This window comes from Pseudomonas sp. TH41 (assembly GCF_016650695.1).
In the GTDB taxonomy this organism is placed as follows: Bacteria; Pseudomonadota; Gammaproteobacteria; order Pseudomonadales; family Pseudomonadaceae; genus Aquipseudomonas.
On the sequence record NZ_JAEKFH010000003.1, the window covers coordinates 499,229 to 518,157 of the forward strand.

Here is an 18,929-nt window from a genome sequence, read left to right on the forward strand (position 1 = left end):
ATGTTCGGTCAAACCAGATGCAACGCCGTCAACAGCATGTCGATCGCCTTGATGCCCACAAACGGCACCAATATCCCGCCCAATCCATAGATCAGCAGATTGCGCCGCAACAACGCCGCCGCACTCGCCGCCTGCACCCGCACCCCACGCAATGCCAACGGAATCAGCACCACAATGATCAAGGCGTTAAACACAATCGCCGAGAGAATCGCGCTCTGGGGGCTGCTCAGGTGCATGACGTTGAGCACGCCCAGTTGCGGGTAGATCGAGGCGAACAGCGCCGGCAGGATCGCGAAGTATTTGGCCACGTCGTTGGCGATGGAAAAGGTCGTCAGCGCGCCGCGAGTCACCAGCAATTCCTTGCCGATCTGCACCACGTCCAGCAACTTGGTCGGGTCGCTGTCGAGGTCGACCATGTTCGCCGCCTCGCGTGCCGCTTGCGTCCCGTCGTTCATCGCCATACCGACGTCTGCCTGCGCCAATGCGGGGGCGTCGTTGGCGCCGTCGCCACACATGGCGACCAGCCGACCGTCGTTCTGCTCGTGACGAATGCGCGCCAGCTTTTTCTCCGGCGTGGCTTCGGCCAGCACGTCATCGACACCTGCCTCGGCCGCAATCGCCGCAGCGGTCAACGGGTTGTCGCCGGTCACCATGACCGTGCGAATCCCCAGTTTGCGCAACTCGGCGAAACGCTCGCGGATGCCGGGCTTGACCACGTCCTTGAGGTGGATCGCGCCGAGCAATTTGCCGTCGGCGCAGACCAGCAATGGCGTGCCGCCACTCTGGGCGATCTTGTCGATTTCCCGGGACAGGGCCGGTGCGAGATCGGCGCGTTTCAGGCCGACGAAGGCCAGCAACGAATCCACTGCACCCTTGCGATACACGCGGCCCTGATAGTCGACACCGGACAACCGCGTCTCGGCGCTGAACGGCACTACAGTGAGCAACTCGGTTGCCGGCTCGGGTTGTGGATGAGTCCCGCGCAGGTACTCGACGATGGATTTGCCTTCAGCCGTGTCATCGGCCAGCGAGGCGAACAACGCGCCCTCGGCCAGTTCCTTGGCATTGACGCCTGGTGCGGCATGGACCGCGGTGCAGCGACGGTTACCGAAGGTGATGGTGCCAGTCTTGTCCAGCAGCAGGACGTGCACGTCCCCGGCCGCTTCCACGGCACGACCGGACTTGGCGATCACGTTCAGCCGTACCAGGCGGTCCATCCCGGCGATACCAATGGCCGACAACAAACCGCCGATGGTGGTCGGAATCAGCGTGACCAATAACGCCACCAGGAACACCAGCGGCAGGCTGCCGTTAGCGAAGTGGGCGAACGGTTGCAGGGTCACGACCACCAGCAGGAAGATCAGGGTCAGGCCGATCAGCAGGATGTCGAGCGCGACTTCGTTCGGGGTTTTCTGGCGTTTGGCGCCTTCGACCAACGCGATCATGCGGTCCAGTGTCGACTCGCCAGGGTTGGCGGTGATGCGCACCAGCAGCCAGTCGGAAACCAGTCGGGTGTTGCCGGTAACGGCCGAACGGTCGCCACCGGATTCACGAATCACCGGCGCGGATTCACCGGTAATCGCCGCTTCGTTGACGGCCGCGATGCCTTCGATCACCTCGCCATCGCCGGGGATCATTTCCCCGGCTTCGACGCGCACCACGTCGCCCTTGCGCAGGCTGGTGGCCGGCACCACTTGAAAGGTGCCGTTAGTGGTTTTACGGCGAGCACTCAAACCTTCGCTGCCGGCCTTGAGGCTGTCGGCGCGGGCCTTGCCGCGGCCTTCGGCCAAGGCTTCGGCGAAGTTGGCGAACAGCACGGTGAACCACAGCCACAGCGCGATTTGCGCGGCGACAAAGGTCGGTACGGCGCTGTCGGGAATGAAGCACAGCACGGTGGTCAGGATCGCGGTCAGTTCGACCACCAGCATCACCGGTGCACGCTGCAATTGCCGTGGGTCGAGCTTGACGAAGGCTTGCACCAGCGCCGGGCGCCAGAGGGCCGAGATCGCGGTTTTCGGTTGCTCCGGCGCCTTGGCGGCGACGGTTTTGGTTACGGGCATATTCATCATTGACTCCTTAGAAGCCCATGCTCAGATGTTCGGCGATCGGGCCCAACGCCAGGGTCGGCAGGAAGGTCAAACCGCCCACCAGCAAAATGGTCACGGTCAGCAAAGTCACGAACAACGGGCCGTGGGTCGGGAAGCTGTTCTGGCCAATCGGTGCGGTTTTCTTCATCGCCAGGCTGCCGGCCAGAGCCAGTACCGGGAGGATGTAACCGAAGCGACCGATCAACATACCCAGGCTCAGCATCAGGTTGTGAAACGGGGTGTTGGCGCTGAAGCCGCCAAACGCGGAGCCGTTGTTGGCGCTGGCCGAGGTGTAGGCGTACAGCAATTGACTGAAACCATGGGCACCGGGGTTGCTCACCGCTGCCACCGGGCCTGGCAAGCTGGCGGCAATCGCGCCGAGCACCAGCACGCCGACCGGCATCACCAGCAAGGTCACCACCAGCAACTGGACTTCCTTGGCTTGCAGCTTCTTGCCGAGGTATTCCGGGGTGCGGCCGATCATCAGGCCGGCGAGGAACACCGCGATCAACACGTTGAGCAACATGCCGTAGAGCCCGGCACCGACGCCGCCGAAGATCACTTCGCCGACCATCATGTTGACCAGCGCGACCATGCCGGTCAGCGGGTTGAGGCTGTCGTGCATGGCGTTGACCGAACCATTGGACGCAGCCGTGGTGGTCACCGACCAGAGCACGGTGGCGGTGGTGCCGAAGCGCGCTTCCTTGCCTTCCAGCGGCGCGGTCTGTTCGACGGCGACATTGTTCAGCGTCGGGTTCGGTTGGTATTCAGCCCACAGCGAAGTGGCGCCGCCGATCAGGAACAATGCGAACATGCAGGCAACAATCGCACGGCTCTGACGCAAGTCTTTGACGTAGTGGCCGAAGGTGAACACCAGTGCCACCGGGATCAGAATGATCGAGGCCATCTCGAACAGGTTGCTCCATGCGGTCGGGTTCTCGAACGGGTGCGCCGAGTTGACGCCGAAGAAGCCACCGCCGTTGGTACCCAGTTGCTTGATCGCAATCTGGCTCGCGGCCGGGCCGAGCGGGATCACCTGATCGACGCCTTGCATCGTCACGGCATTCACGTACTGCGCGAAGGTTTGCGGCACGCCCTGCCAGACCAGGTACAGCGCCAGCAGCAGGCACAGCGGCAGCAAGCCGTAGAGGGTGGCGCGGGTCATGTCGACCCAGAAGTTGCCGAGGGTCTTGGTCGATTTACGACCGATGCCGCGACACAGCGCAACCAACACGGCCAGGCCAGTGGCGGCACTGACGAAGTTCTGCACGGTGAGGCCGACCATCTGACTGAGGTAACTCAGCGAAGCTTCACCGCTGTAGGCCTGCCAGTTGGTGTTGGTCATGAAGCTGACGGCGGTATTGAACGCCAGCGTCCACTCCTGACCCGGCAGGTTTTGCGGGTTCAGCGGCAAGTGGTCCTGGAACAACAGGATCGCGAACAACAGCAAAAAGCCCGCAAGGTTGAAGGCGAGCAAGGCCAGGGTGTATTTCTGCCAGCTCTGTTCGGCCTGCGGGTCAACGCCGGCCACCCGATAACAACCGCGCTCCACTGGCCCGAGGATCGGTGTCAGCCAGGTGCGCTGGCCTTCCATCACCTTGTAGTAGAACCGCCCCAGAAACGGTGCCGGGATCAGCACCACGGCGAAGAAGGCGAGGATCAGCCAATAGTCATAACTGTGCATAGCCGCTCCTAGTTCCGGTCCGCGCGCAACAGCGCAACCAACAGATAAATGAACAGCCCCACTGCCAGCAGCAGTGACACCCCGTCCAGAACGCTCATGGAAGTTCTCCGTGTTACGGCGTATTGCCGCGTGTGGAGTCATTGTCGGGAGGAAGGCTGTAAAGGAACGAGACCGAGGGCGTTGGCTGGGCATAAAGAAAGCGTAAAGAGTGGGTTTACGCGGGGGTTACAGCGGTGTTCGGGCGACCGCTATCGCGAGCAGGCTCGCTCCCACAGGGGAACGCATACTTATGTGGGAGTGAGCCTGCTCGCGATAGCGGCATAACAGGCACCAAAGCCCCAACTGAATGCATAAAAAATGCATCTTCATGCTGACGGTGCAGTTGCACGCGGATACACCGGCCGACGCGATGTAGACCGGGTTGAAAACAGCGCAGGTAGCGCGGTCATATCAGGCATAGAATGGAACCACTGCGAAATCCCATCGCTCAAAGTGGTATGCACCATCGATTGGTGAAACCCTCGCCAGTCGCCTGCCTTCAAGGAGAGCCCTATGCCCTGGTATGCCTGGTTGATTCTGGTCGTTGCAATCGGCTCGATCGTTGGCGGTTTGATGATGTTGCGTGACACCGCCACCAAGGTCGATCTGACCGATGAGCAACGTAAACGCGTCGCCGAACGCAATGCGGAAATGGACGCCAAGGAAGCGCAGGACCGCTGACTCAAAAAATCGTCCGAAGGCTCGAACAGCTTTCGGACGATTTGCAACTCCACGCACGCTCAGCTATCCGGGATGGGCACTACGGTGATTTTGTACGGCTCGAAAATCTTCAGCATCTGACCCTTGTCGCGCAACCCTTGCAGCAACTGACCGAATGCCTCGCCACTGATCGGTGCAGTCGGGCGGAGGATCGCGTAGTGGTGATAGACCTGATCGATGCGCTCGGACACCAGTAACTGATCGGCGACTTTTTCGTTGCGCAAGAAGTAATCGCTCAGATAAGAGCGCGTTACCAGGGCAATGTCTGCACGCCCGCGCAGCACCATCAGCAGGTTACTGTCATGGGAGTACGTCAACGTGGCGTTGTAATTTTGCGCGAGGAACTTTTGATCGGCGTTGAAGTTGGCGAATTCGTAGTGATAGCCACTGAACAGCGCCAGGCGCTTGCCAGCGAGGTCGTTAAAATAGCTCTGCTGGCGATCGGGCAGGCGTTGCGCGACAAAAATTTCGGCGTCTTCCAGGCCCATGTCGACGTTAGTGTGGGGGATGTCCTTCCAGCCCCAGTCCGGGTTTTCGAAAATCGCCATGTCCACCCGCCCCTCCTTGAAGTCACCGAAGCGCCGGGGAATCGAAGTGGGTACCAACACGAACTTATACGTAGTTTGCGAGGCATTGAGTGCCTCGACCAGCTGCGGCAGCAACCCCGTGTCGACACCGGATTCCGGGCGCACGGTGTAAGGCGGGAAATGGGCGGCACCGATCCGCACCAGTTGTGCGGCCTGGGAGGGCAATACCCACAACGCCGCGAGCGCGGCCAGTAAAAGCGGCGAAGCCGTCCGAATTGGCGAAGACATCAACACGACCTACTCCCCGAAAAATACGCATCAATGCATTCAAACCAGGCGGTTGCGCCCAGTTAGCCAGTATCCCGCGGGCCTACACAACCTTATTACCGCTCTTCCAGCACCAGAATCAAGGCCTCATCGGCCAATTGATCGAGGCTCATGCTGCCACCGGCGCGAAACCAAGTGGTGGTCCAGGACAATGCACCGGTCAGAAAACGGCGGGTGATGAACACATCGCCGCGGATAAAACCGGCGTTCTTGGCCTCGCCCAACACCTGCAACCAGATGTCCTCATAAATGTCGCGCAACGCCAATACCTGCGCCTGCCCGTCTTCGGACAGCGAGCGCCACTCATAGACCAACACCGCCATGGCCTCGCCGCTGCCGCCCATGATCGACTGCAACTCACAGCGAATCAGCGCCAATACCCGCTCGCGCACGTTGGTTGACTCGGCCAGGGCCGCGCGCATCAATGCTGTGTTGTAGCGAATGGTCTCCTCCATCACCGCCCGCAAGATCTCGTCCTTGCTTTTGAAGTGATGAAAAATGCTGCCCGACTGAATGCCGACGGCGCCGGCAAGATCGCGCACGGTGGTGCGCTCAAAACCTTTGTTGCGAAACAGGTGAGCCGCCACTTGCAGCAGTTTGCCACGGGCGCTGTCCGGGTCGGTCAATTGGCCGTTGTCGACCAGTTCGCGCATGACCTTCAGGGCTTTTTGCTCGTCCACCCGTTCTCTCCTACAGTCGATCAATCAAATGCGCCGCTTATTATGTAGGAGCGAGCTTGCTCGCGATGGACGTTAACGATGACGCGTGCAACCTGAATGAACGCGACATCCTCTCGTCCTTCGCGAGCAAGCTCGCTCCTACAGTTTCGCGGGGTAGCGCGGGCAATTTAAGCTGGCCGGAGCAACCAAGCAAGCGCTCGGGAAGAAGATACTTCAGCCGTTTACAAACCAAGCGCTTGCTTGGTAGTCTCGAAACACTTCTGTCGGAGGTGGCTATGCAGTTGACTGTGCCTGAAACAATCCGCATCGGGTGCGCCAGCGCGTTCTGGGGCGACACCTCAACCGCCGCCGCGCAACTGGTGGAAGGCGGGCGTCTGGACTATCTGGTGTTCGACTATCTGGCCGAAATCACGATGTCGATCATGGCCGGCGCGCGGATCAAAGATCCCCAGGCCGGCTACGCCAGTGACTTCATCGAAACCCTCAGCCCGTTGTTGGGGCAACTCGCCGAACAAAAAATCCGGGTGATCAGCAATGCCGGCGGAGTCAACCCGAAAGCCTGCGCCGCCGCCCTGCAAGCGGCCTGCGACAAGGCCGGGGTGCCACTGAAAATCGCGGTGCTGCTGGGTGATGACCTGCAACCGCAGCTCAAACAGTTGGGCAGCAGCGGCATTCAAGAAATGTTCACTGGCGCGCCACTTCCACCGATGTGCGTCTCGACCAACGCCTACCTCGGCGCGCCTGGCATCGTCGAAGCCCTGCGTCTGGGGGCGGACATTGTGATTACCGGGCGCGTGGTCGACAGCGCCGTGGTCAGCGCCGCGCTGGTGCATGAGTTCGGTTGGTCGTGGCGTGACTACGACAAACTCGCCCAAGCCGCACTCGCCGGCCACATCATCGAATGCGGTGCCCAATGCACGGGCGGCAACTTCACCGATTGGCGCGACGTGCCCGACTACGAACACATCGGATTCCCCATCGTCGAAGTCAGCGCCGACAGCCAATTCATCGTCAGTAAACCTGAAGGCTCCGGCGGGCTGGTCACGCCACTGACGGTGGGTGAGCAGATGCTCTATGAAATCGGTAATCCACAGGCCTATCTGCTGCCCGACGTGGTCTGCGATTTCACTCAAGTCAAACTCCAGCAACAAGGCAAAAACGCGGTTCAGGTGCACGGCGCAAAAGGTTTGCCGCCGACTGATCAGTACAAGGTCAGCGCGACCTGGCCCGACGGTTTCCGCTGCACCGCCAGTTGCCTGATCGCCGGGATCGATGCGGTCGACAAGGCCAGGCGCGTCAGCGAAGCAATCATCAACAAGACCTCGGAGATCTTCAGCCAGCGCGGCTGGGCGCCCTATAGCGAGGTGAGCATCGAGTTGCTGGGCAGCGAGGCCACCTACGGTCCCCACGGCCAGCGCCAGGACAGCCGTGAAGTGGTGATCAAACTCGCCGTGCGCCATCCGGGCAAACCGGCTCTGATGGTGTTCTCCCGGGAAATCGCCCAGGCCGCCACCGGCATGGCACCGGGGCTGACCGGCATTGTCGGCGGACGGCCAACGGTGTATCCGCTGATCCGACTGTTCTCGTTCCTGATCGACAAAACGGCCTGCACGCTGGAAATTGATCTCATGGGCCAGCGTCATCCGTGCGCCTTGCCTGCCCTCGATGTGCTCGACACCGCCGACTTGCCGGTGCCGTTCGAGCCACCCAAGCCCACCGGTCTGGCCGACGCCAGCGTGGCCCTGATAAAACTCGCGGTGGCACGGTCCGGCGACAAAGGTAATCACAGCAACATCGGCGTCATGGCCCGCGATCCCGAGTACTTGCCGTGGATCGCCGAAGCACTGAGGCCGGAGGTGATCGTCGACTGGATGAGTCATGTCCTTGACCCGGTCCACGGACGTGTCGAACGCTGGTATTTACCGGCAACCCACAGCCTGAATTTTCTGCTGGAAAACGCCCTCGGTGGCGGTGGCATGGCCAGCCTGCGGATCGATCCACAAGGCAAAGCCTTCGCCCAACAACTGCTGGAAATCCAGATTCCGGTGCCTCAGCGCATCGCCGACCAGATCAACTAGAGGACTGCCGCCGTGGCCTACGATTCGATTTTCAAAGCCGATTTGTTTGCTGGCCAAAACATCATCGTCACCGGTGGCGGAAGCGGCATCGGCCGTTGCACCGCCCATGAGCTGGCGGCCCTCGGTGCCCATGTGCTGCTGGTGGGACGTAATGCCGACAAACTGAAAACCGTCGCCGCCGAGATTGCCGAGGACGGTGGCAAGGCTGACTGGAAGACCTGTGATATTCGCGATGAAGAAGCCGTCAAGCATCTGGTCAGCGAACTGATCCGCAAGCACGGACCGATCCACGGGCTGGTCAACAATGCCGGCGGACAGTTCCCCTCCCCATTGGCCTCGATCAATCAGAAGGGTTTCGAAACCGTGATGCGCACCAACCTGGTGGGCGGTTTCCTGATGGCCCGGGAAGTGTTCAACCAATCCATGAGCCAGCACGGCGGTGCGATCGTCAACATGCTCGCCGACATGTGGGGCGGCATGCCCGGGATGGGGCACTCGGGCGCGGCGCGCTCGGGCATGGATAACCTGACCAAAACGGCTGCGTTTGAATGGGGCTACGCCGGGGTGCGGGTCAACGCAGTGGCGCCGGGCTGGATCGCGTCCAGCGGCATGGACACCTACGAAGGCGCGTTCAGAGCGGTGATTCCGACCTTGCGCGAACACGTGCCGCTCAAACGCATCGGCACCGAATCGGAGGTCAGCGCGGCGATCGTTTTCCTGCTCAGTCCGGCCGCGGCATTTGTCAGCGGCAGCACTTTGCGCATCGACGGTGCCGCCAGCCTCGGCGGGCGCGCCTGGCCGATCCACAAGGCGCAGAACAGCGCGTCCTATAACGGCTTTCACCGCGCTTACCTTCCGGATGTGCTCAAGGACAAGGAATAGCCCATGCCGGTCATCCAGTCGCAAGTGGACCCTTTCAGCGAACAGTTCGCCCGCAATCGCGCGGCGATGCTGGTGGGGATCGAGCAGGTCCGCGAGCTTGAACAAAACCTGCTGAACAAGGCTTTTGAGTCCAAACCCAAGTTCGACAAGCGCGGGCAGCTATTGCCCCGAGAACGGCTAAATCTATTGCTCGACCCGGGTGCGCCGTTCCTCGAACTGGCGAGCCTGGCCGGTTACAAACTGCATGACGACAAGGACGGCAGCGCGGCCGGTGGCGGTTTGATCGCCGGTATCGGTTACGTGTCCGGCGTACGGGTGCTGGTGGTGGCGAATAACAGCGCCATCAAGGGCGGGACCATTTCCCCCAGCGGCCTGAAAAAATCGTTGCGCCTGCAACAGATCGCCATGGAAAACAAACTACCGGTGATCACCCTCGCTGAAAGCGGTGGCGCCAACCTCAATTACGCCGCGGAGATTTTTGTCGAAGGCGCACGCAGCTTTGCCAATCAGGCACGGATGTCGGCCATGGGATTACCGCAGATCACGGTGGTCCATGGTTCCGCCACGGCGGGCGGTGCTTATCAACCCGGACTGTCGGATTATGTGGTGGTGGTGCGTGGCAAGGCCAAGCTGTTCCTGGCCGGCCCGCCTCTGCTGAAAGCGGCGACTGGCGAAGTCGCCACTGACGAAGAACTGGGGGGGGCCGAGATGCATGCGCAAACCGCCGGCACGGCTGAATACCTGGCCGAGAACGACGCCGATGGTGTGCGCCAGGTCCGTGAGATTGTCGGCCTGCTGCCCTGGAACGATCAATTGCCCAGGTTGCGCGAGCGATGCTGGGAAGAACCGCTCTACCCCATCGACGAGTTGCTCGGGCTGATTCCCGACGATGCAAAAAAACCCTACGACGTGCGCGAGATCATCGCGCGGATTGCCGACGCCTCGAACTTTCTCGAATTCAAAGGCGAGTTCGATCAGCAAACCCTTTGTGGCCATCTGCAGATTCAGGGCCGCGTCTGTGGATTTATCGGCAACAACGGACCGATTACGCCCAAGGGGGCGAGCAAAGCGGCGCAGTTCATTCAGCTCTGCGACCAGAGTCAGACGCCGCTGCTGTTTTTCCACAACACCACCGGTTTCATGGTCGGCACCGAGTCGGAACAGCAAGGCGTGATCAAGCATGGCGCCAAGATGATTCAAGCGGTGGCCAACGCCCGCGTGCCCAAACTGACCATCGTCGTCGGCGGCTCCTATGGCGCCGGCAACTACGCGATGTGCGGCCGCGGCCTCGACCCGCGTTTCATCTTCGCCTGGCCCAACAGCCGCACGGCGGTGATGGGCGGCGCCCAGGCGGGCAAGGTTTTGCGAATCGTCACCGAGGCGAAACAGGCCAAGGACGGGCAGGTACCCGACCCGAAAATGCTCGACATGCTGGAACAGGTCACCGCACAGAAACTCGACAGCCAGTCCACTGCGCTCTACGGCAGCGCCAATCTGTGGGACGACGGGTTGATCGATCCTCGGGATACCCGGACCTTGCTTGGCTACTTGCTGGATATCTGCCACGAGGCCGAAGTGCGGCCGCTGCAAGCCAACAGTTTTGGTGTCGCGCGTTTTTAACAAGCGCGGGAACCATAGGGATCAGAGGGGAATAATAAAAATGATCTTCACCCAGGAACACGAAGCACTGCGTCGCACCGTCCGCCAATTCGTCGATCACGAGATCAATCCGCACGTCGATGAATGGGAAAAAGCCGGGCGTTTTCCGATCCACGAGGTCTTCCGCAAGGCCGGCGAGCTTGGCCTGCTGGGGATCTCCAAACCGGAAAGATTCGGTGGCATGGGCCTCGACTACAGCTATTCCATCGTCGCCGCTGAAGAGTTCGGCACCATTCATTGCGGCGGCATTCCGATGTCCATCGGCGTGCAAACCGATATGTGCACCCCGGCGCTGGCCCGTTTCGGCTCCGATGAATTACGCGACGAGTTTCTGCGCCCGGCGATCACCGGCGAACAGGTCGGCTGCATCGGCGTCTCCGAAGTCGGTGCCGGTTCCGACGTGGCCGGGTTGAAAACCACTGCCCGCAAGGACGGCGACGACTACGTGATCAACGGCAGCAAGATGTGGATCACCAACTCGCCGAATGCCGATTTCATGTGTCTGTTGGCCAATACCTCGGACGACAAACCGCACATCAACAAGTCGCTGATCATGGTGCCGATGAACACACCCGGGATCAGCCTCAGTTCGCACCTCGACAAGCTCGGCATGCGCAGTTCGGAAACCGCCCAGGTGTTTTTCGACAACGTGCGCGTTCCGCAACGCAACCGCATCGGCCATGAAGGCGCGGGTTTCATGATGCAGATGCTGCAGTTTCAGGAAGAACGTCTGTTCGGCGCGGCGAACATGATCAAAGGCCTGGAATATTGTGTCGACAGCACCATCGAGTACTGCAAGGAGCGCAAAACCTTCGGCAATGCGCTGATCGACAACCAGGTCATCCATTTCCGCCTGGCCGAACTGCAAACCGAAATTGAATGCCTGCGTGCATTGGTCTATCAGGCCACCGAGCAATACATCAAAGGCCAGGACGTCACGCGCCTGGCCTCCATGGCCAAACTCAAGGCCGGGCGGCTGGGTCGCGAAGTCAGCGACAGTTGCCTGCAATATTGGGGCGGCATGGGTTTCATGTGGGACAACCCGGTGGCCCGGGCCTATCGCGATGTGCGGCTGGTGTCGATCGGTGGCGGTGCAGACGAAATCATGCTGGGGATTATCTGCAAACTCATGGGCATCCTGCCGGGGAAAAACAAATGAATACCTTGCCCGTTTGCCAGACCTTGCTGCTCGAACTGCATAACGGCGTACTGCACATCACACTCAATCGCCCGGAAAGCCGCAATGCCATGAGCCTGCTGATGGTCGCCGAACTGCGTGCGGTGTTGCTGGCCGTGCGCGACGACCGCGAGATTCGTGCACTGGTGATTGGCGGTGCCGGCGGGCATTTTTGCGCCGGTGGCGACATCAAGGACATGGCCAACGCCCATGCTCAAGGTCCGTTGGCGTATCGCGATTTGAATCGAGCATTCGGCGCGCTGCTGCAAGAGGTGCAACACGCACCGCAAGTGGTGATCACGGTGCTGCAAGGCGCGGTGCTCGGCGGTGGTCTGGGTCTGGCCTGCGTCAGCGATGTCGCATTGGCTGATCATCAGGCGCAATTCGGTTTGCCGGAAACCAGCCTCGGTTTGCTGCCCGCGCAGATCGCGCCGTTCGTCGTTCAGCGCATCGGTCTGACCCAGGCTCGGCGATTGGCCCTGACCGCGGCGCGGTTCGACGGCACCCAGGCGCGGCGTATGGGGCTGGTGCATTTTGTCGAGCATGACGCGCAAGCCTTGGCCGAGCGTCTCGATGAAATCCTGGCCCACGTACTGTGCTGCGCACCGGGAGCGAATGCGGTGACTAAAAAACTTTTGCTGGCGAGTGCCGGACAGCCTTCGGGAGGGTTATTGGATGAAGCGGCCGAATGGTTCAGCGAGGCGGTGACCGGGGCTGAAGGCATTGAGGGAACCCAGGCCTTCGTGCAAAAGCGTAAACCGGGGTGGGCGCTCTAAAAGCTTCGCGAGCAAGCCCGCTCCCACATTCGAACGCATTTCAAATGTGGGAGCGGGCTTGCTCGCGAAGAGGCCCCGACAATCACCGCAGTTTAAAAGAGAAGTACCCATGCCCGCCCTCAAAAAAATCCTGATCGCCAACCGCGGTGAAATCGCCTGCCGCATTCAGCGCACGGCTCAAGCCTTGGGCTACCGCACCGTCGCAATCTTCAGCGACGCCGACACCGACGCCCTGCACGTGCAAATGGCCGACGAAGCCGTCAACATCGGCCCGGCCCCGGTGCAACAGTCGTACCTGAACATCCCGGCCATCATCGACGCCGCCCGGCGCACAGGGGCCGACGCGATTCATCCCGGCTACGGCTTCCTCTCGGAAAACGCTGAATTCGCCCTCGCCTGCGAACGTGCCGGCATCACCTTCATCGGCCCCAGCGCCGAAGCGATCAAACTGATGGGCAGCAAACGCCTGTCGAAACTCGCCATGATCAAAGCGGGCGTGCCGTGCATCAACGGTTATCAAGGTCCCGAGCAGGACGACGCGACCCTGAGCGGCGAAGCCGAACGCATCGGCTATCCGCTGATGATCAAGGCCTGTGCCGGCGGTGGCGGGCGCGGCATGCGGCTGGTGCACGACGCGAGCGATTTTCTGGAACAGCTGCGCACCGCTCGCTCTGAAGCGCTGCACGGGTTTGGCAGCGCCGAACTGATCCTCGAACAGGCGCTGATCGATCCGCGGCATGTCGAGGTGCAGGTGTTCGGCGACCAACAGGGCAACCTGATCTATCTTGGCGAGCGCGATTGCTCGATCCAGCGTCGTCACCAAAAAGTCATCGAAGAAGCGCCCTGCCCGATCATGACCGTCGAATTGCGTCAGGCGATGGGTGAAGCGGCGCTCAAGGCGGGTCGGGCGGTCAATTACGTCGGCGCTGGCACCGTGGAGTTTCTGCTGGATGCGCGCGGGCAGTTTTATTTTCTGGAGATGAACACCCGGCTGCAGGTGGAACACCCGGTGACCGAACTGATCACCGGCCTCGATCTGGTGGCCTGGCAGCTACTCGTCGCTGAAGGACTGCCGTTGCCGCTGCGACAGGAGCAGGTGCAACTGAACGGGCATGCGATGGAAGTTCGCCTGTACGCCGAAGACCCGGCCCAGGGTTTTCTGCCTCAGACCGGACGAATCAGTGCATGGGAGCCAGCGTTGCAGGCCGGCGTGCGGATCGACCATGGCCTGATCGAAGGCCAACAGGTCAGCCCGTTTTATGACCCGATGCTGGGCAAGCTCATCGCCCATGGTGCTACCCGCGAAGAAGCCCGACGCAAGCTGCTACGGGCGGTGCAGGACAGCGTATTGCTGGGTATTCAGAGCAATCAGCGCTTGCTTGCCGGTTTACTGGAGCATCCACAATTCATCAGCGGCGAGTTCAGTACCGGATTCATCCCGACCTGTTTCGCTGACCATCCCTGCCTGCACCCGGTCGTGCCGGGCGCCGAAGAACTGGCCATCGCCGCGGCACTGTTCTATCACGACTGCGCGCAGGTTCACCGCGCGCCTCTGGCGGGTTGGCGTAACAATGCCAGCGTGCCGTTGAACTATCGCATCGGCCTGGACGATCAGGATTGGCCAGTGGAGCTGAACGCGGTGCCGGGCGAACCGTATCGGATACATGTCGGCGCGCGCACGCTGCAAATGCAGGTCATTGAGTGCAATGGACGCCGGGCAACCCTGACGATCGACGGCATCCGCCGATGCCATGCCTATCGCCTGGAAGCCGGGCAACTCTGGCTGTTCACCCGCCCTGGCAGCCTGCGGCTGGTGGATCGCACGCAAGCCGTGGTCAGCAGCCAGGCCGGTGTCAGCTCCGGCACCCTCAAGGCTCCGATGGACGGGGCGATCGTCGACGTGCTGGTCAGGGAGGGCTGCGCGGTCAGTAAAGGCCAACTGCTGGTGGTACTGGAAGCCATGAAAATGGAACACCCGCTCAAGGCTGGCATCGACGGCGTGCTCAAACGCTTGCAGGTCCGGGTCGGCGATCAGGTGAAAAACCGTCAGATTTTGCTGGAGGTCGAATAAGCCGCTAGGCGGATCCGTCGGGTTTGGCTACGCTCAAGCCCTATCAGGACGCGGATACCAGGAAACCTGCGATGCCTCATTGGCTGGTCATTGATCTGGAAGCCACCACCGATGAGGGTGGCTGGCCAGTAACGGAAATGGAAATCATCGAAATCGGCGCCACCCTGGTGGACCGCAAGGGTCGAGAACTGGATCATTTCCAGCGTTTCGTCCGGCCACTGCGTCGGCCGCTGCTGACACCGTTTTGTCGGGAGCTGACGCGCATCACCCAGGCCAATATCGATGCTGCACAATCTCTGAGCGAGGTCTGGCCCGCGTTCGAACGCTGGCTCGAGCACCATCACTCGCATCTGGAAGGCTGGGCCAGCTGGGGCGATTACGACCGCAAGCAACTGCTTCAGGAATGGCAACGCCTGCAACTTGATAGCGCCCTGAGCCGGGTGCCGCATATGAACCTCAAACAGCGTTTTGCCAAGGCCCGTCGCCTTGAGCGCCCGCTGGGGCTCAACGGTGCCCTGCAACTGGCGGGCCTGCAATTCACTGGCCAGCAACACCGGGCACTGGAAGACGCACGCAATACCGCTCGGTTATTACCGTTGATTCTCCCCGTCTAGAGTGGTGACGGCACCGAGGGCCTTGTGCATACTGGCCGGCCCTTTTAAGCCCTTTTCGAGGAATCGCCCATGTTTAAAGTCAACGAGTACTTCGACGGTACCGTCAAGTCGATCGCCTTTGGCACCGCTGAAGGTCCGGCAACCATCGGCGTCATGGCCCCGGGCGAATACGAATTCGGTACCAGCCAGCGTGAAATCATGCACGTGGTGAGCGGCGCCCTGACCGTCAAACTGCCAGACAGCAGCGACTGGGAAACCTTCGCCGCCGGCAGCCAGTTCAACGTACCTGCCAACAGCAAGTTCCAGCTGAAAGTGGCCGTCGACACCGCTTACCTGTGCGAATACCGCGGCTAAAACCCTGGGTTTTCACAGCGACAAAAAAATGCCCGTGTCCAACGACACGGGCATTTTTCATGTGAGGGCTTTTATTCGAGGATTGTCACCGGCATCCCGACTTCGAGTCGGCCATTACCGTCGTTGACCAGGTTCTGGCCAAACATCGCGCCATCCTCCTCGGCACGGTACTTCTGCAAGGTCGCCAGCGGTTCTCGATCTTCGCTGCGTAAACCGGTCTGCGGGTCGATGGTGGTCAAAATGCAGCGCGAACACGGCTTGACCACACGGAACTCGATATCGCCGATGCGGATACGCTTCCAGCCATCTTCTGCAAAGGCTTGGCTGCCCTCGATCACCAGATTCGGCCGGAAGCGCAACATTTCCAACGAGCGGCCAACCTTCTGCGACAAATCTTCCAGGGACGCCTGTCCGATCAGCAGCAGCGGGAAACCATCGGCGAATGCCACCTGATCGTCGTCCTTGCCATAACCGGCCTGTGTCATCCGCGCGCGGTCCAGCGGCACGTGCACCAAGCGCGTCGGTTTACCGATGAACTCACTGACCCAGGCCGCCACTTCGTCGCCAGCATCGGGCACTCGCAAGGTGTCGTGCCAGATGGTCACGCCACGCAGTTCAGCTTCGCGGCCAGGCAAAGCGACATCAATGGGTGAATGGCCCGCAGCTGTGAGGGTCAAGCCGCCACTGGCATTCCACAGTGCCGACAACTGGCTCATCTGCGCCACCGCACGCTGGGTCAGAAAACGCCCGCTGGCCTCGTCCACCAGCATCCAGCGTCGGTCACCGTCGAGGCCCAGTTTGTCCAGGCCAACCTGCTGCAAGGTCTCGCCCTTGCCGGATTTCAACGGATAACGATAAAGCGCGCTCAGACGCAGCATGGCCAGCTCCCTGGTGGGTAAAAATGCCACCCTATACGAGCTTGATCATTGAATCAAAGGCTGAGAATTGGACACTGCATACCCTGTGGGAGCGAGCTTGCTCGCGAAAGCGGTGGAACAGTTGATATAAATGTTGAATGTTAAACCGCCATCGCGAGCAAGCTCGCTCCCACAGGTAGACCGTGTGCAGCCTTTACATCGTTATCAGGCAGGCACTTCGTCGAGCATCAGACGCTGGCGCACTACGTCGACGAGTTTGTCCGGCTGGAATTTCGAGAGGAAGTTGTCGCAGCCGACCTTCTTGACCATCGAGTCGTTGAAGCTGCCGGACAATGACGTGTGCAACACCACATAAAGGCCACGCAGGCGCGGGTCGTTACGGATTTCGGTGGTCAGGCGATAACCATCCATTTCCGGCATTTCAGCGTCGGTGAAGACCATCAGCAGTTTCTCGGTCATGGAAACGCCGCTATCGGCCCACGCCTTGAGCATGTTCAGTGCCTTTAAGCCATCGCTGGCAATGTGCATCTTCACGCCCAATTGACCCAGCGTATCGCGCAATTGCGACAGGGCTACGTTTGAGTCATCCACCAGCAACACTTCACGGCCACGGGCGCGCTCCAGTACCGGGTCTTCGAGTTTTTCGCGAGAGACCTTGGCGTTATACGGCACAATTTCGGCCAGGACTTTTTCGACGTCGATGATTTCCACCAACTGGTCGTCGACCTTGCTGATGGCGGTCAGGTAATGCTGGCGACCGGCGCTGGTCGGCGGCGGCAGAATGGCTTCCCAGTTCATGTTGACGATGCGATCGACGCCACCGACCAGGAACGCCTGCACCGAGCGGTTGTACTCGGTGACGATGATCGTACTGGTAGGACTTGGCACCAACGGACGCATGCCGATGGCCTGGGACAAGTCGATCACCGGCAGGGTCTGGCCACGCAGGTTGACCACGCCGCAAACAAACGGGTGACGCTGGGGCATCAGGGTCAACTTTGGCAGTTGCAGGACTTCCTGCACTTTAAAGACGTTAATTGCGAACAACTGCCGTCCGGCCAACCGGAACATGAGAATTTCCAGGCGATTCTCACCCACTAGCTGCGTGCGTTGGTCTACCGCGTCGAGAATGCCGGCCATCTATGACTCCTGGTCTTGTTCTGGTGAATTCATTAAATAAGGTTATCGGCTGTGTTTGCTGGACCTTGACCCCCGTACAAAATGCCACGCTCAAGCATTGATGTCACATTAGCATCATGCTTTACTGGCCCTGTGATTTCATCTGCATCACTTCCAGCGACGCGACCTCGGTTCGATCGTTTGGTTCCCCTGTGTAAGGGATTCCCCTAGTAACAATCAGGTACAACCTGATATTCGCAATATCCAATAGCCATTAATGTGACGCCATTCTCATTGCATGAACGGAGTCAGGCTTTTGTGTGCGATCGCAGGTAAGTGGCCATCCACCCTCTCGTGTTCCTCAGCCTGCACCCAGGCCGACCGACGCGCGATCTCACGGCGAAACGGCCACGCCGGGACATTTCTCGTCCTCGTCGACACACACGGCATTCCCTCATTTGACACGACGTTGTGGAGATAAGCATGCCGAACGACCGTAATGAGTGGGCTCAACGGCTCCCAGAGTTTCTCGTCGAGGCTGAAACACTCCTGGCCAAAACCGAGGAATGCCTGAGTCATTTGCAACTGATCAGCAATGATAAAGACGCCATCGACTGCCTGCTGAGCACCCTCCTAAAATTGGCCAGCAAGGCTGATGCCCTGGCGCTGGCGGCTGTTTCGGAGTTTTCCTTGCACATTCATGGCTTGCTGAGCCATGCCCAGAACCATATGGACCTTCACGATCAAGCCCTGGACGCGCTCAAAGACTGTTTGACGCTGATCGCCTGGCAACTTGAGCTCATTGATCAGACCACAGGCCAGCTCAGCCTCGATGACAGTGAACAGACCTCTTTGATCGAAGCCTTCGCCTTTCAGGTCGGGCACAGTCATTTTCAGCCTCCGGTTAATTCCAAACCGTTCACGCTGGTTTCCTATTCGGGCAGGCAAGCGTAAGTTCGACCGACAACTAAGCCGTGCGCGGAATTTTTATTGCGATGACGTTGCTGCAACTTATGCACACTCCTGTCGCAATTGAATAACTCATACCTGATAACGACAATTCTGAATAATTAACCAATCCTGTCGACCGCTGGATTTCTTTCGTCACTAGGGTTTTGCCTGGTAACAAAAAGCTAAATCCCTGGAAATACCGAACTCTTCCCACGATAACTTTTTCCATTGTGGAAGCGTCGTCCAGTGCGCCATATTTCTCGACCGTGCACGTTATACCAAACGCGACCAACGGTAGCTTAAGTG

Annotated in this window: 17 protein-coding genes; 10 read left to right on the forward strand and 7 right to left on the reverse strand. The window is 60.1% G+C overall.

Annotated features, from left to right (window positions below; all coding sequences use genetic code 11):
- Positions 1-8: 8 nt before the first annotated feature.
- The 3 genes from kdpB to kdpF are packed head-to-tail and all read right to left on the reverse strand — an operon-like array spanning position 9 to position 3,869.
- Entirely contained in the window at positions 9-2,066 is a 2,058-nt protein-coding gene (gene kdpB, locus JFU37_RS04940; protein ID WP_201113533.1) for a potassium-transporting ATPase subunit KdpB, read from the reverse strand.
- Between the two features lie 10 nt (positions 2,067-2,076).
- Entirely contained in the window at positions 2,077-3,771 is a 1,695-nt protein-coding gene (gene kdpA / locus JFU37_RS04945; protein WP_201113535.1) for a potassium-transporting ATPase subunit KdpA, read from the reverse strand.
- Between the two features lie 8 nt (positions 3,772-3,779).
- A complete protein-coding gene (kdpF, locus tag JFU37_RS04950) occupies positions 3,780-3,869 on the reverse strand; it encodes a K(+)-transporting ATPase subunit F (RefSeq protein WP_007899818.1) in 90 nt (29 codons plus the stop codon).
- 454 nt (positions 3,870-4,323) lie between these two features.
- On the opposite strand from kdpF, the gene JFU37_RS04955 reads away from it, so the two are divergent.
- A complete protein-coding gene (locus JFU37_RS04955; protein WP_201113537.1) occupies positions 4,324-4,491 on the forward strand; it encodes a DUF2897 family protein in 168 nt (55 codons plus the stop codon).
- A gap of 59 nt (positions 4,492-4,550) precedes the next feature.
- Here JFU37_RS04955 and JFU37_RS04960 read toward each other — a convergent pair whose 3' ends face one another.
- Both JFU37_RS04960 and JFU37_RS04965 read right to left on the reverse strand, forming a co-directional pair.
- Positions 4,551-5,345, reverse strand: coding sequence for a substrate-binding periplasmic protein (locus tag JFU37_RS04960; RefSeq protein ID WP_201113539.1), 795 nt, complete (start codon positions 5,343-5,345; stop codon positions 4,551-4,553).
- A 95-nt stretch (positions 5,346-5,440) separates the two neighbouring features.
- On the reverse strand, positions 5,441-6,064 hold the full coding sequence (locus JFU37_RS04965) for a TetR family transcriptional regulator (protein ID WP_201113541.1): 624 nt from the start codon (positions 6,062-6,064) through the stop codon (positions 5,441-5,443).
- Positions 6,065-6,351: 287 nt separating this feature from the next.
- On the opposite strand from JFU37_RS04965, the gene JFU37_RS04970 reads away from it, so the two are divergent.
- The 8 genes from JFU37_RS04970 (at position 6,352) to ppnP (ending at position 15,675) form a co-directional block, all read left to right on the forward strand.
- Positions 6,352-8,142, forward strand: coding sequence for an acyclic terpene utilization AtuA family protein (locus JFU37_RS04970; protein WP_201116407.1), 1,791 nt, complete (start codon positions 6,352-6,354; stop codon positions 8,140-8,142).
- A 12-nt stretch (positions 8,143-8,154) separates the two neighbouring features.
- Positions 8,155-9,024: an SDR family oxidoreductase gene (locus tag JFU37_RS04975; RefSeq protein ID WP_201113543.1), complete on the forward strand. Its 870-nt coding sequence runs from the start codon at positions 8,155-8,157 to the stop codon at positions 9,022-9,024.
- A gap of 3 nt (positions 9,025-9,027) precedes the next feature.
- Positions 9,028-10,644: a geranyl-CoA carboxylase subunit beta gene (gene atuC / locus JFU37_RS04980; protein WP_201113552.1), complete on the forward strand. Its 1,617-nt coding sequence runs from the start codon at positions 9,028-9,030 to the stop codon at positions 10,642-10,644.
- A 40-nt stretch (positions 10,645-10,684) separates the two neighbouring features.
- Positions 10,685-11,842 (forward strand): citronellyl-CoA dehydrogenase, encoded by a 1,158-nt coding sequence (gene atuD / locus JFU37_RS04985; protein ID WP_201113554.1) that lies wholly within the window; start codon positions 10,685-10,687, stop codon positions 11,840-11,842.
- Positions 11,839-12,636 carry an enoyl-CoA hydratase/isomerase family protein gene (locus JFU37_RS04990; RefSeq protein ID WP_201113556.1) on the forward strand — a complete coding sequence of 266 codons (798 nt, stop codon included), beginning with the start codon at positions 11,839-11,841 and terminating at the stop codon, positions 12,634-12,636. The genes atuD and JFU37_RS04990 overlap by 4 nt, the downstream gene beginning before the upstream one ends.
- Positions 12,637-12,745: 109 nt before the next feature.
- On the forward strand, positions 12,746-14,707 hold the full coding sequence (locus JFU37_RS04995) for an acetyl/propionyl/methylcrotonyl-CoA carboxylase subunit alpha (RefSeq protein ID WP_201113558.1): 1,962 nt from the start codon (positions 12,746-12,748) through the stop codon (positions 14,705-14,707).
- A 71-nt stretch (positions 14,708-14,778) separates the two neighbouring features.
- Positions 14,779-15,321 (forward strand): exonuclease domain-containing protein, encoded by a 543-nt coding sequence (locus JFU37_RS05000; RefSeq protein ID WP_201113560.1) that lies wholly within the window; start codon positions 14,779-14,781, stop codon positions 15,319-15,321.
- Positions 15,322-15,390: 69 nt separating this feature from the next.
- The gene (ppnP, locus tag JFU37_RS05005; protein ID WP_007940055.1) at positions 15,391-15,675 is read left to right on the forward strand and encodes a pyrimidine/purine nucleoside phosphorylase; all 285 of its coding nucleotides are present in this window, start codon (positions 15,391-15,393) and stop codon (positions 15,673-15,675) included.
- A 71-nt stretch (positions 15,676-15,746) separates the two neighbouring features.
- Here the strand turns inward: ppnP and JFU37_RS05010 are convergent, their stop codons facing one another.
- Positions 15,747-16,553 carry an MOSC domain-containing protein gene (locus tag JFU37_RS05010; protein WP_201113562.1) on the reverse strand — a complete coding sequence of 269 codons (807 nt, stop codon included), beginning with the start codon at positions 16,551-16,553 and terminating at the stop codon, positions 15,747-15,749.
- Between the two features lie 204 nt (positions 16,554-16,757).
- A complete protein-coding gene (locus JFU37_RS05015) occupies positions 16,758-17,693 on the reverse strand; it encodes a chemotaxis protein CheV (protein WP_201113564.1) in 936 nt (311 codons plus the stop codon).
- A gap of 462 nt (positions 17,694-18,155) precedes the next feature.
- Here JFU37_RS05015 and JFU37_RS05020 point away from each other — a divergent pair, with 462 nt between their 5' ends.
- Entirely contained in the window at positions 18,156-18,626 is a 471-nt protein-coding gene (locus JFU37_RS05020; RefSeq protein WP_201113566.1) for a hypothetical protein, read from the forward strand.
- Positions 18,627-18,929: the final 303 nt, after the last annotated feature.